The 14,949-nt window shown below is 64.9% G+C and carries 13 protein-coding genes and 1 pseudogene; 6 read left to right on the top strand and 8 right to left on the bottom strand.

Going from position 1 to position 14,949, the window contains the following annotated elements:
* The first annotated feature begins 7 nt into the window (after positions 1-7).
* The gene (locus HNQ08_RS06675) at positions 8-1,480 is read left to right on the top strand and encodes a M1 family metallopeptidase (protein WP_184128767.1); all 1,473 of its coding nucleotides are present in this window, start codon (positions 8-10) and stop codon (positions 1,478-1,480) included.
* A gap of 57 nt (positions 1,481-1,537) precedes the next feature.
* Here the strand turns inward: HNQ08_RS06675 and HNQ08_RS06670 are convergent, their stop codons facing one another.
* Positions 1,538-2,053, bottom strand: coding sequence for a hypothetical protein (locus tag HNQ08_RS06670; RefSeq protein WP_184128765.1), 516 nt, complete (start codon positions 2,051-2,053; stop codon positions 1,538-1,540).
* 107 nt (positions 2,054-2,160) lie between these two features.
* Between HNQ08_RS06670 and HNQ08_RS06665 the strand changes: the two genes are divergently transcribed.
* The 3 genes from HNQ08_RS06665 (at position 2,161) to HNQ08_RS06655 (ending at position 5,700) form a co-directional block, all read left to right on the top strand.
* Positions 2,161-3,519 (top strand): acyl-CoA dehydrogenase family protein, encoded by a 1,359-nt coding sequence (locus tag HNQ08_RS06665; RefSeq protein WP_184128762.1) that lies wholly within the window; start codon positions 2,161-2,163, stop codon positions 3,517-3,519.
* 260 nt (positions 3,520-3,779) lie between these two features.
* On the top strand, positions 3,780-4,724 hold the full coding sequence (locus HNQ08_RS06660) for a hypothetical protein (protein ID WP_184128759.1): 945 nt from the start codon (positions 3,780-3,782) through the stop codon (positions 4,722-4,724).
* Positions 4,725-4,908: 184 nt separating this feature from the next.
* Positions 4,909-5,700: an amino acid ABC transporter permease gene (locus tag HNQ08_RS06655; RefSeq protein ID WP_184128756.1), complete on the top strand. Its 792-nt coding sequence runs from the start codon at positions 4,909-4,911 to the stop codon at positions 5,698-5,700.
* A 100-nt stretch (positions 5,701-5,800) separates the two neighbouring features.
* Here the strand turns inward: HNQ08_RS06655 and pnp are convergent.
* The 3 genes and pseudogenes from pnp to HNQ08_RS06640 form a co-directional block, all read right to left on the bottom strand.
* Positions 5,801-7,964, bottom strand: a pseudogene (gene pnp / locus HNQ08_RS06650) (polyribonucleotide nucleotidyltransferase).
* Between the two features lie 384 nt (positions 7,965-8,348).
* The gene (locus tag HNQ08_RS06645) at positions 8,349-9,101 is read right to left on the bottom strand and encodes a fumarylacetoacetate hydrolase family protein (RefSeq protein ID WP_184128753.1); all 753 of its coding nucleotides are present in this window, start codon (positions 9,099-9,101) and stop codon (positions 8,349-8,351) included.
* A 51-nt stretch (positions 9,102-9,152) separates the two neighbouring features.
* On the bottom strand, positions 9,153-9,848 hold the full coding sequence (locus HNQ08_RS06640; RefSeq protein ID WP_184128750.1) for a Crp/Fnr family transcriptional regulator: 696 nt from the start codon (positions 9,846-9,848) through the stop codon (positions 9,153-9,155).
* A gap of 107 nt (positions 9,849-9,955) precedes the next feature.
* On the opposite strand from HNQ08_RS06640, the gene HNQ08_RS06635 reads away from it, so the two are divergent.
* On the top strand, positions 9,956-10,648 hold the full coding sequence (locus tag HNQ08_RS06635) for an ABC transporter ATP-binding protein (RefSeq protein WP_184128746.1): 693 nt from the start codon (positions 9,956-9,958) through the stop codon (positions 10,646-10,648).
* A 59-nt stretch (positions 10,649-10,707) separates the two neighbouring features.
* Here the strand turns inward: HNQ08_RS06635 and HNQ08_RS06630 are convergent, their stop codons facing one another.
* Positions 10,708-11,793 (bottom strand): NADH:flavin oxidoreductase/NADH oxidase, encoded by a 1,086-nt coding sequence (locus HNQ08_RS06630; protein ID WP_184128744.1) that lies wholly within the window; start codon positions 11,791-11,793, stop codon positions 10,708-10,710.
* Positions 11,794-11,870: 77 nt separating this feature from the next.
* On the opposite strand from HNQ08_RS06630, the gene HNQ08_RS06625 reads away from it, so the two are divergent.
* A complete protein-coding gene (locus HNQ08_RS06625; protein ID WP_184128743.1) occupies positions 11,871-12,272 on the top strand; it encodes a GNAT family N-acetyltransferase in 402 nt (133 codons plus the stop codon).
* 189 nt (positions 12,273-12,461) lie between these two features.
* Here the strand turns inward: HNQ08_RS06625 and HNQ08_RS06620 are convergent, their stop codons facing one another.
* From HNQ08_RS06620 to HNQ08_RS06610, 3 genes are all read right to left on the bottom strand, one after another.
* A complete protein-coding gene (locus HNQ08_RS06620; RefSeq protein WP_184128741.1) occupies positions 12,462-13,175 on the bottom strand; it encodes a hypothetical protein in 714 nt (237 codons plus the stop codon).
* The gene (locus tag HNQ08_RS06615) at positions 13,175-13,960 is read right to left on the bottom strand and encodes an ABC transporter permease (RefSeq protein ID WP_184128739.1); all 786 of its coding nucleotides are present in this window, start codon (positions 13,958-13,960) and stop codon (positions 13,175-13,177) included. Before HNQ08_RS06615 ends, HNQ08_RS06620 begins: the two co-directional genes overlap by 1 nt.
* 112 nt (positions 13,961-14,072) lie before the next feature.
* Positions 14,073-14,867 (bottom strand): ABC transporter permease, encoded by a 795-nt coding sequence (locus HNQ08_RS06610; RefSeq protein WP_184128737.1) that lies wholly within the window; start codon positions 14,865-14,867, stop codon positions 14,073-14,075.
* Positions 14,868-14,949 lie beyond the last annotated feature (82 nt).

The raw sequence follows: 14,949 nt of genomic DNA, 5'->3' as shown, positions 1-14,949 counted from the left end.
GGAAAGCATGGCCCACACCGCGAGCCGAGTGACTTTCGTGCCTTTGAGCCTGCTGGCTCTGGCCCTGCTGACGGGCGTGCGGGCCCAGCCGGCCCTTCCGTCCCCGGCCGTGCCCACCTTGCCGCCGCTGTCCGCCCAGATCACCACGCAGCCGATAGGGGACTCGATCTTTCCGGCGCTGGGACAGGCCGGGCTGGACGTGCTGAATTACGATCTGGACCTGACCGTGGACCGCCCCGGCACATCTGAACTGCGCGGCACGGCCGTGCTGACCATCGATGCCACCCGGGCCCTGCCCGTCCTCAGTCTGGACTTCTCTGGGCCAGCGGTACTGGAGGTGAACTGGGACGGCCTCGCTGCTCCATTCCGACAGGATGAGGCGGCGGGAAAGCTGACGGTTCAGCCGCCCCGTCCTCTGCTGCCCGGCACGCGGGCCACGGTCATGGTGCGGTTTGCCGGGCAGGTGGGCAGGAGGCCCGATCCCGATCTACCACTGAACGTCGGCTGGCAGGCCGTTCCAGCAGAGGGGCAGCGTGCGGGCGCAAATTTCACGCTCAGCGAGCCGGACGGCACCCGGACGTTCCTGCCCGTCAACGATCACCCCTCGGACCCGGCGACGTTCACCACCCGGATCACGGTGCCCGCCGGCTACACGGCGGCGGCCAGCGGCGTGCAGCGCTCCGAGGAGGACGCGCCGAACGGGGGCCACACATTGACCTTCGAGCAGGCGCAGCCGATTCCGACGTATGCACTGGCGATTCACGTGGGCCGCTTCGAGCGGGTGGACTCGCCCGCCGTCCCCGTGGGTAAGGGTGGATCAGAGGTGTTGAGGCGCGACTACTTTCCATCCGGCATTCCAGCTGGCACGCGCGACGCCTACACCTCCACCGGCGAGATTCTGAAGGTGCTGGCCGAGTGGTTCGGCCCGTTCCCCTTCAGTGCCTACGGCTCGGCCATCGTCACGCCGCGCGTGCCAGCGCTGGAAACGGCTACGCTATCTACCATGCCGGTCACCTCCAGCAACGTGCGCGTGCTGGTGCACGAGACGGCCCACCAGTGGTTCGGGGACCGCGTGACCCTGGCCGACTGGTCCGGGGTCTGGCTCAACGAGGGCTTCGCCACCTACGCCGAACTGCTCTGGGCACAGGCCCAGGGTGAGGACGGCGAGGACATGGTGCGCGGCTGGTACACCCGCGCAGGCCGCAGTGGGACCCGCCCCCTGATTGCCACCACCGAAAGGCAGCTCTTCGACACCACCGCGTACATCCGGGGCGCGCTGGCCCTGCACGCCGTCCGTCTGACCGTGGACGACACGGCCTTCAAGGCGTATCTGCGCGGCTGGGTCTCCGGATTCTCTGCGCGGCCCGTCACCACCGCCGACCTGCTGATCTACACCCGAAGCACGCTGGGGGCCGGGGCAGAGGCCGCCTTGCGGCTGTGGGTGGATTCACCGGAGTTGCCACCGTTGCCAGCGAGATAAGGGGCGGTCACTCGAGGACAAGAACCGATCAGCACTCCTTGAGGTTGAGGCTGCTGTTCACGCCACGCCGCAGGCCCGCTGGAGCAGCAGATGCAACTCGTCGCGCCCCAGCCGCCGGGCGTCCAGCGGCAGGCCGTCAGGCAGGCTGCTCAGCCCCTGCACGATGGGCGTGAAGCGGAACTCGGGGCGGGCGATCAGGTCGCGCCGGGCGGTGAAGGCGATCACGAAGTCAGCGCGCAGTTCGAAGTGCGCGTTCAGCTCAGCACGCAGCGGAAAGGGATCGCCGGACAGCAGATCGACCAGCGCCGGATGTGGCTCGAAGCCGTCCTCCAGCTCCTTGAGGAGGCGGGCAGTGTCCAGAAAGATCGAGGCATTGGGCAAGGTGTACCCGGCAATGCGGCGGCGGCAGACTTCCGGCAGGTCGCCGCGCACGTTGCTGATGTGGCGGCCAGCGCGCAGCGCGCCTCCCAGAAGCGCCCAGAACCGCGACAGGCTGGAATAGCGGGCCAGTTCCACGTACCCGCCAGGTTTGGCGGCCAGCGGACGGGTGGGCCGCTCGGCAGAGGCGGTCATGACGCCATGTTACCCGCTCGCGTCCGGCTCTGGCCCTAAAGGATCAGTAAACGTCGTCCTGGGCGGTTGCACCCTGTCGCAAAACGCTGAACACAGTACAACAAAGCATGACCAAATCTGCTCCCAATCCAATGGCCCTGCTCGCGCAGATCGACATGGATGCCCTAGGCCGCCTGAGCCAGAAGGTGGACCTGCCTGCCCTGCTGAACGCCGCTTCCAGCATGAGCGACGGGCAACTCAAGCAGCTCTCGCGCATGCTGGCGGGCGGCCAAGAGGACAAACATAGGGCGCTGCCCGAAGCCAACGGCGACTTCTTTGGTCAGATGGACACCCTGACCGACGAGGAACGCGCCGTGGCCCTGACCACGCGCCAGTTCATGCACGAACATGTTGCCCCGATCATGAACGAGTACTGGAGCCGCGACGAGTTCCCGAAACAGCTCATTCCCGAGCTGCGCAAGCTGGACCTGCTGCGCAAAATCTGGAACGAGGACGGCACCCGCAAACCCAATGCCACCGTCGTTGAGGGTCTGGTCACGTTGGAAGCCTGCAAGGTGGACGTGAGTACGGCCGTGTTCTTCGGGGTCCACGCGGGCCTAGCCTTCGCCAGTATTGCGCTGGGCGGCAGCGACGAGCAGAAGGCCGAGTGGCTGCCCAAGATGATGGACCTGGAAGCCGTCGGCGCCTTCGGCCTGACCGAACCCGAGGGCGGCTCGCAGGTCAGTCAGGGGATGCGGACTACCTGCAAACGCGACGGCGACAGTTGGACCCTGCGCGGTCAGAAGAAATGGATCGGTAACTCGACCTTTAGTGACCTGACCGTGATCTGGGCCCGCGACGTGGACACCCAGGAGGTGCGTGGCTTCATCGTACGTGCCGGAACGCCGGGCTACAGGGTTGAGAAGATCGGGGGCAAGATTGCCTTGCGGATCGTGGAGAACGGCCTGATTACCCTGGACGACTGCCGCGTGCCCGACAGCGACCGCCTGCAGAACGTCCAGGGGTGGCGCACCACCGCGGAGGTCCTCAGACTGACCCGTGCGGGCGTGGCGTGGCAGGGCGTGGGCTGCGCGATGGGTGCCTATGAGCTGGCCGTGAATTACAGCCAGGAACGCGAGCAGTTCGGCAAGCGCATCGGTGAGTTCCAGCTCATCCAGAATCACCTCGTGCATATGCTGGGGAACGTGACCAGCATGTTCGCGCTGTGCCTGCGCCTGAGCCACATGGCCGACTCGGGCACCATGAAGGACGAACACGCTGCGCTGGCCAAGGTCTTCACGGCGGCCCGCTGCCGGGAAACGGTGGCCCTGGCGCGTGAAACCTTCGGCGGCAACGGTATCCTGCTCGAAAACGGCGTGGCCAAGCATTTTGCCGACACCGAGGCGATCTACTCCTATGAGGGGACTAACGAGATCAACACCCTGGTGGTGGGCCGTGCCATTACCGGGCTGAGCGCCTTCGTTTAAACGATTGCGGGCAAAAGGGGATGAGAGACTGCTGTGCTCATCCCTTTTTTTATGTCTTTTGTTTAAGTTGACCCAAATGCAGTGTTTATCCGTCCTCTACGATGTTTTCATATGAGCACGACGTTAAGTACATGGGTGGGGCCGCTTTCCAGAGAGACGGTTAAGTTAGGCCCATGGAAGGCAGCTTCTAGACCGCAAGGCTGGAGCTGCTGCGCTGGACTGGTCTCCACACTCCCCCACCCAGCGCAAAAGGAGAACCTATGACTCTAAACCGTGACATCAATTCACACCGCCTCGGCTGGCGCGGCGTTCTCGCCGGTCTGGTGGTGGGACTGGTCTCCGCCTTGACCGTCATCGCCTTGGGCCTCGTTATCACGGCCCTGACCGGCCTGACCCTGACCGGCGTGGGCATCGCTGCCGCCATCTGGACGGCGATCGCCGCCCTGGTGGGGGCTTACCTGGCCGGCCTGACCGCCGTCCGCGCCGATGCGCCCGCTAGCCGCTCTGATGACGGCATTGCGGCCATGACCCACGACGACGCGACCCTGACCGGACTGGTCACGGGGAGCCTGCTCGTGTTGCTGCTCACGATGTATGCGTTCAACGGCGTCTCGCGGATCGTGGGCACGGCGGGGAACCTGATTGGCACGGCAGGAAACCTCGTCGGCTCCGCCACGGGCGCAGCGGCCGACGCGGCCAGCAACAATCAACTGCCCAGCATTCAGAACTACTTCAACAACATCACGCCCAGTGACGTTGAAGCGTTGATCGCCGACAACACCAGTGACCTCAGCCAGGAGCAGGTGGCCGCCACCTCCAACGTGGTGACCGGCATCGTCCGACGCGCCAGCAACGACCTCGGCACCGTGGACATCAACAACATCGGCGACTTCGCGCAGGCCCGCGTGGACTCGATCAAGCAGGCGCTGAGTGGCCCGCAGTTCGTGACCCGGCTGGAGCGCCAGGGCCTGAGCAACGCCCAGGCCACCGAAGTGCAGACCCAGATCAATCAGTCCGTCGACCGCATTCAGACGCAGGCTGATCAGGCCCTTAAGAACGCTGAAGCTGCTGCCCGTGGTGCGGCCAGCACCGCCGGCTGGGGCTGGCTGCTGATGGCGGGTCTGACCCTGCTGGCGGCCATTTTCGGCGCGCGCAGCGCGGCCACCAAGGCCGTTACCAACGTTCCCGCTCGCCGCCCCAACTAAGCCTCTTTTCCGGACCTGTTTCGAGCCGTGCTTCCATCAGGAAGCACGGTTTTTCATGTTCATCTCAGCACGGCGGTCCCAGGCTCCCTGACCAATCCGTACCGGTCAACGTGAGCTGTGGCATCATCGGCGAAATGAAAATCAGCTCTCATCCTCGTTCAGTCCTGCCATCAGAGCGCCCCGCATGACCGCGCCGAAAGCTGTCCGCTCACCCTCCGCCGGTGGCCCCTCGATTTTTCTGTGGTTGCTGGGAGCGGTGGCCGCCTTTCTGGCGCTGTTCTTCGTGATCACGTTCATCCTGCGTCAGATGCCCGATCCGATTGGCCCGCGTGCCGATCTGTTCGTGGAGGGTGCGCGGATGACCCTGCAACTCACGGTGGTCAGCGGCCTGATCGGCCTGGTCGTGGGCATGATTGCGGGCATCCAGAAGACGAGCAGCAGCGCCCTGGTGCGTGCCCCTGCCAACTTCTTCATCTGGCTGGTGCGAGGCACGCCGCTGCTGGTGCAGATTCTGTTCGTTTACAACGCACTCCCGGGCGTGCTGGCCGCCATCGGGATCAACCTACAACTCAATGAGTTCTGGTCGGCCGTCATTGCGTTGTCCTTGAACGTGGGCGCGTACAACGCCGAGGTCATCCGCGCCGGGATTCTGGCCATTCCGCGAGGCCAGAGCGAGGCCGCCCGCAGCCTGGGCCTTAGCGGAGGCCAGACCATGACCACCGTGGTGCTGCCCCAGGCCCTGCGGATCGTGGTGCCGCCCCTGGTCAACAACGTGGTGGCGCTGCTCAAGGATTCCTCGCTGGCGTCCAGCATCGCCCTGCTGGAGCTGACCCTCGCCGGGTCACGCGTCAGTTCCGAAAGTTTTCAACCCATCCCAGTGCTGACCACCGTGGCCGTGGTGTACTTGGCGCTGACCACGGTACTGACCCTCTTCACGGACCAGCTGGAGAAACGAACGAAGATCGCAAGCCGCTGAGAAGCGATCCACAGGGTCAAATGAAAAGGTCAAACCGGAGAGATAGACCCTCCGGTTTTACCTTTCAGCCATTTAACACTTGATCAGCGGTCAGCGCCGCTCAGTCTCGTCTGGGAGGCCGCCCGCCCCGATCTCCGCCACCTGAACGCGGTGGACGCGCCTCGCGTGGGGCGATCTTGCCTTCCAGCTCCGGGCGGATCAGGTCGATCTTGCCGCGGTCATCCACGTTCACGATCTTCACGCGCAACCTGTCGCCCACGTTCATCACGTCCTCGACTGCGTTGACGCGCTCCTCGGACATCTGCGAGATGTGCAGCATGCCGTCCTGTCCGGGGTATAGGTTGATGAAGGCCCCGAACGGCGTGGTCTTGACTACCGTGCCGTCGAACTCCTCGCCCGCCCTGGCCTCGCGGGTGATGCTGCTGATGCGGTCGCGCACAGCCTCGGCACTCGCACTCTCTGCGCTGAAGATCCGGACCGTGCCGTCCTCCTCCACCGTGATCTGCGCGCCCATGGCCTCCAGCTCGCGGATCTGTTTGCCGCCCGGGCCGATGACCTTGCCGATCAGTTCGGGGTTGATCTTGAGCGAGATGATGCGCGGCGCGGTGGGGGACAGCTCCGGGCGCGGCGCGCTCAGGACCTCGGCCATCTTCCCCAGGATGTGCAGGCGGCCGTCGCGGGCCTGACTCAATGCCTCACGCATGATCTGCGGGGTAATGCCGCCTACCTTGATATCCATCTGCAGGGCGGTCACACCTTCCGCTGTGCCGCAGACCTTCCATGTCGCCCAGCGCGTCTTCCAGCCCCAGGATGTCGGTCAGGACGCGGTATTTCTCGCCTTCCATGACCAGACCCATCGCCACGCCGGCAACCGGCGCCTTGATCGGCACTCCTGCGTCCATCAGCGCCAGCACCCCAGCGCACACCGTGGCCATGCTGCTTGAGCCGTTCGATTCCAGCACCTCGCCCACAATGCGGATCACATACGGGAATTCCTCAAAGGAGGGCAGGACCGCGCGGATGGCCCGCTTGGCCAGATTGCCGTGGCCGATCTCGCGGCGCGACTGCCCGCCCATGCGCTTGACCTCGCCCGTGGAGTACGGCGGAAAGTTGTAGTGCAGCAGGAACTTGTCGCTGTCCTCGGCGCTCAGGTCGTCCACCAGAATCTCGTCGCGCTCGGTGCCCAGCGTGGCCACACCCAGCACCTGTGTCTCGCCGCGCGTGAAGATGGCGCTCCCGTGGGCGCGGGGCAAGGGACGCGCCTCAATCCAGATAGGGCGCACGGTCCTGGAATCGCGGCCATCGGCACGCAGGTCGTCTTCCAGGATCAGGCGGCGCAGCTCCTGCTTCTCAACCTTGTTGAAGGCGTTCTTGAGGGCCGTGATGCGTTCCTTCGCGCCCTCAGCCTCGGGGTCCGGCTCGTAGCCGGCGATGATGCCGTCGCGCAGGGCTTTGGTACGGGCGCTGCGATCCTTCTTCTTGACCGTCAGCAGCGCGTCCTTGAGTCCGTTGGCCCTCGCCTTCTCCGCGATTTCGGGGACGAGGTCGGTGGTCAGATCGGTTTCCTGCAGGAAGTTGAACTTCTCCTGGCCCATCTCCTCGCGCATGGTCTCGATCAACGAGATCACACCCTGCATCTCGGCGTGGGCGAACTCGATGGCTCCCACCAGATCTTCCTCGGAGGCGTTCTGTGCGCCGGCCTCCACCATCATGACGGCGTCCTTCGTCCCGGCCACCACCAGATCCATGCGGCTGCGGATCAGCTGGTCGGCGGTGGGGTTAATGACGTACTGACCGTCGATCTGGCCCACGCGCACGCAGGCGGTGGGACCAGCCCAGGGAATGTCGCTGATCGACAGGGCTGCCGACGCACCGACTGGTCCCAACACGTCCGGCGCGTTCTGCCCGTCAGCACTGATGACGGTGATGATCACCTGTGTTTCGTGGCGATAACCCTTGGGAAACAGCGGGCGGATCTGGCGGTCCGTGATGCGGGCGCCCAGAATGGCCTTCTCGCCGGGGCGGCCCTCACGGCGGTGGAATGACCCCGGGATCTTGCCCACGGCGTAGTGGCGTTCCTCGAACTCCACGGTCAGAGGCAGAAAGTCCAGCGTGCTCTTGTCGTCGCGGGCCTGTGCCGTCACGAGCAGCATGGTGTCGCCATACCGCAATTGAACGCTGCCGCTGACCAGCTTGGCGAGCTTGCCGGTCTCGATGCTCAGCTCGCGTCCGCCGAGCATCGTCTTGTACGTTTTTCCAATCATGAACGGCAGTCTATCCCGCCCGGTCTGTTCCGGAGAGAGGGCCGGCTCTCTATGGATTCCAGACCGCTTTTGTCAGGGCTTCCCACGCCAAGGTCAGGCACCTGTTCATCAGATCGGCTCGGCGCAAGCCTGGGTGACGCGGGGTTCATGGTTGTAGGGCACGCGATGGGGATAGGCCACTACAGCTTTTTGAAGAGGATCTGGGAGGCCAGCTTGCGCCGTTCCATCCGGATCTGATCCATCGTCTCCCCCATTCCCACGCAGTTCCCTCTCGATCCAGGAGGGGAATTGCCCGCGCCACTCGAGACCCATGCAACCAGGAAGAGTCATCTGAAACTGGGCGTGATCGACGCGGCCACATGCAATCGCCTTTGTCCCCAGCGCTTACCCGATCTGGGTCACCAGGACGCCCACACCCTCCACGTCCACTTCTACCGTGTCGCCCGCTTTCAGGGGGCCAACGCCCTCGGGCGTGCCGGTCAGCACCACGTCGCCCGGTTCCAGGGTCACGAAGCGGGTCACGTAGGTCAGGATGGCTGGCACGTCGAAGATCATCAGGCTGGTGCGGCTGTCCTGTTTGCTCTCGCCGTTCACGCGGGTCTGTACGCGCAGGTCCGCCGGGTTCAGCTCGGTTTCCAGCCACGGCCCCAGCGGGCAAAACCGGTCCGCCGCCTTGGCACGGAACCATTGCAGATCCGTCTTCTGGCGGTCACGGGCGGTCAGATCCAGGCCGCAGGTGTAGCCCGCGACGGCGGACAGGGCGTTTTCCGGCGTCAGGCCCTGCGCCCGAGTGCCCATCACCAGCGCCAGTTCGCCCTCGAAGTGGAAGTTGTCGCTCCAGTCAGGGGCCTCCACTGTGCCGCCCGGCTCCGCCAGAGCGTTCGGGCCTTTCAGGAAGATGCCGGGCTCGGCGGGCAGGTCACCCTTGTCGTTGCCCAGTTCACGGATATGGTCCAGGTAATTGCGGCCCACGCAAACGATCTTGGTGGGCTCGGCAGGGGGCAGCAGAGCGGCCTCGTCAAAAGGAGCGCTCTCCCCGGTGCGCGGCCCGGCCATGCCGTCCGTGAACTGCACGGTCTCGCCGCTGACCTCGCCCCAGTGTGCCCCGCCGTTCCACGTCATTCTGACCAGTCGCATGCGGGCAGGATAGCGGGTCCACAGCCCACTTCAGGCGAATGAGGTCCAGGGCTACTCCGCCGCGTTCAGCTCGTCGAGGATGACTTCCTCGATCCCCTGCGGGTTCAGCAGAATGACGCTGTGGGGCGTCAGGCTCAGAAAGCCCTGCCGTTCCAGCTTGCGCAGCACGCGGACCACCGTCTCACGGCTGGCCGAAACGCGCATCATGATGTCACTGATGCTCAGCGGTAGCGTGGCCGGAGCCTCAACCCCCGCCGCCACGCGCTGACGGTACTGACCGGTGAAGACATGGCTCAGCGCCGCCTCGGTGTTCAGGCCGAAGGCGATCAGCTCGTCGTTCAGAGCGGTCACGCGCGCCACCAGCATCGCGCTGAGGTTCCACAGCACCTGCGGGTGACGCGTGAGCAACTGCTCGAAATGGGTGCGGTACAGCATCAGGGTGCTCACGTTGTTCAGGGCGATCACGGTGGCGCTACGTTCACCGCCGCCGAGCACCGCCGTCTCGCCGATCACGCCGGGAGCGTACACGTCGCCCATCACGCGCCCATGGCTGCCCGGTCCCACCCGGCTGACGCGCACCGTGCCCGACACCAGCAGGTGCAGCGCCTCGCCCGCAGTTTCCTGTTCCAGCACCACTTCGCCTGCCCCGAACTGCCGCCGGGTGACCACGCGGGCCGCTTCACGCAGGGCATCGTCGGCCACATTCAGGAACAGGGGATTTCTCTTTAACTCGGCCAGACGGTGCATTGATGACAGGGTAGCGCGGAAAGGATCGTCAGGAACGGAGAGCGCGTTGCAATAGGTGGCAGCCCTTCTGGCCGAATCCTGGGAGGTTGGCGGACCTGCGGGCTAAGATGCGCCGTGTGACCCTCGCCGTTCCCCCCGCCCTCGAAGCCCTGGACCTTCGCCACAGTTTTGGAGCCCTGACAGTGCTGCACGGCGTTTCGTTGCAGGTTCGTCCTGGAGAGGTGGTGGCCGTGACCGGACCATCGGGCAGCGGAAAGAGTACGCTGTTACACCTGCTGGGCGGGCTGGACGTGCCAGATGAGGGGCAGATCTGGTGGGCCGGGGAGCGGGCCGACACGCTGGACACGCAGGCAAGAGCAGTGCGGCGGGCCGGCCGGGTGGGGCTGGTCTTTCAACACCATTATCTGCTGGAGGACCTGAGCGTGCTGGACAACGTACTGATCCCCATGCGGCTAGTCGGCCAGAGCGACTCCGCCCGTGCACACGCCCTGCTGGCCCGCGTGGGCCTATCCGGGCGCGAGGCCACCTTTCCAGACGTTCTCAGTGGTGGCGAGCGCCAGCGGGTGGCGGTGGCCCGAGCACTGGCCTCCGGCCCGGCGGTGGTGCTGGCCGACGAACCCACCGGGAGCCTGGACCGCGCCAATGCCACCAACGTTGCCGCCCTGCTGGTGGCCCTGGCCCGTGAGGAAGGCGCAGGCGTGCTGCTTGTGACGCACGATGACCGTCTGGCCGGATACGCCGACCGGGTGCTGCACCTGCTGGACGGCCGCTTTACCGATGAGTTGCCCGTCTACGGCTGACGAGCTTGCGGTGTGCGGGAGTGAGAGGCAGTGGGCGACGACTTTCGGCGGCGCAGCCGTTAGTCCAATCGATTGCCACGCTGGTACTGCGCGGCCACTTCTGGCTTGACCCCGAGTTGCTGCGCGGCGTGCCACGCCCAGTGAGGATCACCCAGCAACGGACGCCCCAGCGCAATCAGGGCGGCCTCATCCTTTTGAAGAATGTCCTCGGCCTGCTGCGGACTCTCGATCATGCCCACGGCCATGACTTCCAGTTCGCTTACTGCATGCTTGACCGCCGCCGCAAACGGCACCTGGTAACCCGGAGCGGACGTGATCTGCTGCGCCGTGGTCAAACCGCCGCTGCTGACGTCCAGCACGTCCACACCCTCGCGCCATAGCAGACCTGCGAGCTTGACCGTCTGTTCCAGATCCCAGCCGCCCTCGGCCCAGTCGGTCGCGCTCACGCGTACGAACAGCGGCTTGTGCATGGGCCAGCCGCCGCGTACGGCGCGCACGACTTCCATGACAAAACGTGTCCGGTTCTCAAAGGAGCCGCCGTAGTCGTCGGTGCGCGAGTTCGACAGCGGCGACATGAACTGGTGCAGCAGGTAGCCGTGCGCGGCGTGAATCTCGACGACATCGAAGCCCGCGATTTCCGCACGCTGGGCGGCAGCAACAAAGTCCTGCGTGACGCGCTCGATATCAGCGGTGGTCATGGCATTCGGGGTGTGAAAGGTGGGCGAGAAGGGCTGTGTGTCCGGCCCGATGACGCCCCAGCCCCCGTACTCATGGGCCACTGCTCCCTTCCCTCGCCACGGCGCGTAGGTGCTGGCCTTGCGCCCGGCGTGCGCCAGCTGAATGGCGATCCGACCACCCTGCGCGTGGATAAAGTCAGTAATGCGCCCCAGCGGAATGATGTGTTCGTCGGCCCACAGACCCAGATCCTCGGGGCTGATCCGGCCCTCGGGTGAGACGGCGGCGGCCTCCGTGAAAATCAGACCCGGCGCGGCCAGCGCAAACTGGCCCAGGTGGACGAGGTGGAAATCGTTCGCCAGTCCGTTGTGTGCGCTGTACATGCACATGGGCGACACGACAATCCGGTTGGGTAGAGTCAGCCCCTGAAGTTTGAGCGGTTGGAACAGCTTGGGAGTGGCGTCGGGCATGCGGTCAATGTAAGGCGATCACACAAAGTGCGCCAGATGGCCGATGCTTAGGCTTGGATCATGCTTCAGGCTGGAGCATGCACCTTCAAACGACCCTGGAAGGCATCACGCCTGCTGAGCTGAACGGCTTTTTCGAGGGCTGGCCCAACCCGCCCACACCCCAGACCCTTCACCGGATTCTTACGGGCTCCCACCGGATTGCCCTGGCTGTAGAGGGCGGGCAAGTGATTGGCTTCGTCAATGCCATCAGCGACGGCGTGCTGTGCGCGTATATTCCGCTGCTGGAGGTTCGCTCCCAGTGGCGCGGGCTGGGCATAGCCTCAAGCCTGATGGAGAGTCTGTTCGCGCAACTGGACGGCCTGTACATGATTGATACCGCCTGTGACGACGAACTGGTGCCGTTCTACAAACGTTTAGGCATGACGCGCGGCAACGCGATGATCCGCCGGGATTACGCACGGCAGGGCGGGCAAGGCTGACCCTTATTTCAGATCGAAACTTTAGCCAAAGTATGACGTTTAAAGACGACTGAGTATCAGTCCATCGGCTGATCCGCCGTCAAGACTGAAGCCGCTCCCGTAGGGCGTCCAGTTTGACGGATTCCCAGTCCGTGCCAGACAACTATTCCCATCTACCGCCAGGGAAGTAGCCACCAGAGCAGGCCCAGCTTAACGCCCATGCCTTGTCTGCCATCCCTCCCAGTCCCGCCGCGCCTGGGCCTTTGCCGCATCCCAGAAGGCGGATTCCAGCGTGGCCAGATCAACCCCCATAGCTGTGCCAGACGACTGGCGATAATCGGTGGCCTCCAGTCGGGCCAGCAATGAGGGCTGGTCCGCTTGCCCCAGAGCGGCGTCCAGCGCCTGATCTTCCTGCGCCTGCGAGGCGGCCCTGACCAGTTCGCCGTACAGTCGGCCCAGAAGCTGGAGATCGGCCACATTGGCGGTATAGACCCAGGGACCATGCTCGCCCAGCAGCCCCACCAGCCCAGACCACTGCGACTGCATGACGGCGGGGACAACCTCCTTCGGAGGCGTGCGCGAATCGAGCCATGGACGCGCGGCCAGCAGATCGGGGGCCAGCCACCGCTCGCCCGCGAATTCGCGGCCCACTCGTTCGGCGTCGGCGGGTGAAAAGACGTCGCGCAGATCAGTCAGGTGCGACAGGCGGGCGCGGGCCTCTGTCGTGAGCCTGACACGCTGGGGGCTGGCCTGTCCCAGTGCAGCCCAGGCGACCCGGCGCAGGGTTTGAAGCTCCAGAACGACGTCCTGAGATTGCAACGAGGCGTCCAGCGCGGCGAGGCTGGTGGGGTCTACCTCGGCCCGGAGCCCATAGCCCTCGCGGGACAGCGCGCCGGTCAACCGTTCCAGTCTGTCGCCCAGCATCAGCTGCTGGCACTTGTGTAACTGGCCACCGCCCGCAGCCAGAACCAGCGGGTCACGGCGAACAGCCCGGCAGCCACCAGGGGCGAGGCAATCGCCAGCGCGGGCGAGAGGCGACCCGTCATGGCCTGCGCGGGCACGGTGGTGATCAGGGCAATCGGGACGATGAACGTCAGCGCGAAACGCACTGGCAACGGAAAGGCCGTGACTGGAAAGCGGCCTGCCCCGAAGATGCCGTTGAACAGTTCGGCCACGTTCTGTGTCTTGACGAACCAGAACGCCGTGGTAGACAGCGCCAGCCAGATGCAGTACACGATGGTCAGCGCCGAGACGTACAGGACGGCGGCGATCAGCAGCCCGCTAGGCGTGGTGGTCAGCGCCGAGGCCGCGTAAACGATCAAACCCAGGCCGATCAGAAGGTCAGGCGCGCGCAGCACGTTCAGGTAGCGTGTGCTGACGCTGAACTGCGCGTCCAGCGGCTTGAGCAGCGTGAAATCCATGTTGCCGGTGCGAATGGCTTCCGCGATACGGCTCATGTTGGGTTGCACGAACACGGCGATAAAGCCCTCGGTCAGAATGAAAAAACCCGTGACCAGCAGCGCCTCGCGGAAGGTCCACCCGCCGACCGTGTCGCTGCCCTGCCCGAACAGCACGCCAATGGCCAGCAGCGCTACCCCCACCTGACCCAGACTGCTCAGGACCGCCCCGATGAAGTTGGCCCGGTACTCCAGCTGCGCCGAGACGGTGGCCCCAGTGAAAATCCGGATCAGGCGGAGGTAACGGGTCATTCGTTCCCCTGACGCGGCGCATGGCAAAACGGGCACAACTCAGAACGAGGAGAAGGCGACAGGGGATACCCAACCGCGTACAGCTTTCGCGGGCCAATGGCCTCAAGATCTTTCACGCCCCCACCGCTCCATATTTCTTCAGCCCCAGCCGCCAGACCAGCAGCCGCGCGAACCAGAAGACCACCACCCAGCCGAACAGGATCAAGGCGCCGAATCCCGCCTGAGCCAGCGTGGCCTTGCCTGCCAGCAGTTGCGCGGGCAGGCCCAGCATGTAGGGAAACGGTGTCCAGACCGCGATGTTCTGAACCCACTGCGGGTAAAAGGTCAGCGGTGCGAACAACCCACCCAGCGCGGCGTACAGCAGCCAGGCCACCTCGGAGAAGGCGGTGCTGCTTTCTGTCCAGAAGGCCAGCAGACCCAGCGCGTACTCATAGAGGAAGCGGCAGGTGAAGCCCAGGATGCACAGTCCCAGCGCGACGGGGTAGGCCCACAGGTCACGGGTGAACGACGCACCCGACAGGAACGAGAAAATGACCAGCAGCACCAGCATCGGCCCGATGCGCACGAAGCGTTCGGCGACGTGGGCGGCGTATTCCACCCACATGGGATCAAGGGGACGCAGCAGCTTGGGCGACAGCGTGCCCTGCCGGATCATGAAATCCAGTTCCCAGCCCACCCACACCACCAGCAGTTGCCCCACCAGCCACACGCTCAGGAAGTAGGTGGCGAATTCGGAGCCGTCATAGCCGCGGATCTGACCGCCAGGAGCCGCCGCCGCCTGCGCCATCCACACCAGCATCATCACCAGCGAGATGGTGCCCGACAGCATCCAGATGATGACCTCGGCGCGGTACTCGGCCATCTCTGCAAAGCGCGTGGCGAAAAGGACACGGGTCTTGCGAATCATGCGGCCCCCTGCTGAAGGGGTCTACGGTTGTCAGCGCCTTCCCTTCTCGTGGGGAAGCGGCAGTGAGGGACGATAACCAAAA

This window comes from Deinococcus humi, assembly GCF_014201875.1.
Lineage (GTDB): Bacteria > Deinococcota > Deinococci > Deinococcales > Deinococcaceae > Deinococcus > Deinococcus humi.
The sequence above is the reverse complement of the archived record's forward strand: the minus strand, read 5'-3'. Positions and strand labels throughout refer to the sequence as shown.

What these genes read in the sequence shown, in the direction of transcription:
- HNQ08_RS06675 (WP_184128767.1), top strand. Translation starts at nt 8, where the DNA reads ATGGCCCACACCGCGAGCCGAGTGACTTTCGTGCCTTTGAGCCTGCTG.
- HNQ08_RS06670 (WP_184128765.1), bottom strand. Translation starts at nt 2,053, where the DNA reads ATGACCGCCTCTGCCGAGCGGCCCACCCGTCCGCTGGCCGCCAAACCT.
- HNQ08_RS06665 (WP_184128762.1), top strand. Translation starts at nt 2,161, where the DNA reads ATGACCAAATCTGCTCCCAATCCAATGGCCCTGCTCGCGCAGATCGAC.
- HNQ08_RS06660 (WP_184128759.1), top strand. Translation starts at nt 3,780, where the DNA reads ATGACTCTAAACCGTGACATCAATTCACACCGCCTCGGCTGGCGCGGC.
- HNQ08_RS06655 (WP_184128756.1), top strand. Translation starts at nt 4,909, where the DNA reads ATGACCGCGCCGAAAGCTGTCCGCTCACCCTCCGCCGGTGGCCCCTCG.
- HNQ08_RS06645 (WP_184128753.1), bottom strand. Translation starts at nt 9,101, where the DNA reads ATGCGACTGGTCAGAATGACGTGGAACGGCGGGGCACACTGGGGCGAG.
- HNQ08_RS06640 (WP_184128750.1), bottom strand. Translation starts at nt 9,848, where the DNA reads ATGCACCGTCTGGCCGAGTTAAAGAGAAATCCCCTGTTCCTGAATGTG.
- HNQ08_RS06635 (WP_184128746.1), top strand. Translation starts at nt 9,956, where the DNA reads ATGCGCCGTGTGACCCTCGCCGTTCCCCCCGCCCTCGAAGCCCTGGAC.
- HNQ08_RS06630 (WP_184128744.1), bottom strand. Translation starts at nt 11,793, where the DNA reads ATGCCCGACGCCACTCCCAAGCTGTTCCAACCGCTCAAACTTCAGGGG.
- HNQ08_RS06625 (WP_184128743.1), top strand. Translation starts at nt 11,871, where the DNA reads ATGCACCTTCAAACGACCCTGGAAGGCATCACGCCTGCTGAGCTGAAC.
- HNQ08_RS06620 (WP_184128741.1), bottom strand. Translation starts at nt 13,175, where the DNA reads ATGCTGGGCGACAGACTGGAACGGTTGACCGGCGCGCTGTCCCGCGAG.
- HNQ08_RS06615 (WP_184128739.1), bottom strand. Translation starts at nt 13,960, where the DNA reads ATGACCCGTTACCTCCGCCTGATCCGGATTTTCACTGGGGCCACCGTC.
- HNQ08_RS06610 (WP_184128737.1), bottom strand. Translation starts at nt 14,867, where the DNA reads ATGATTCGCAAGACCCGTGTCCTTTTCGCCACGCGCTTTGCAGAGATG.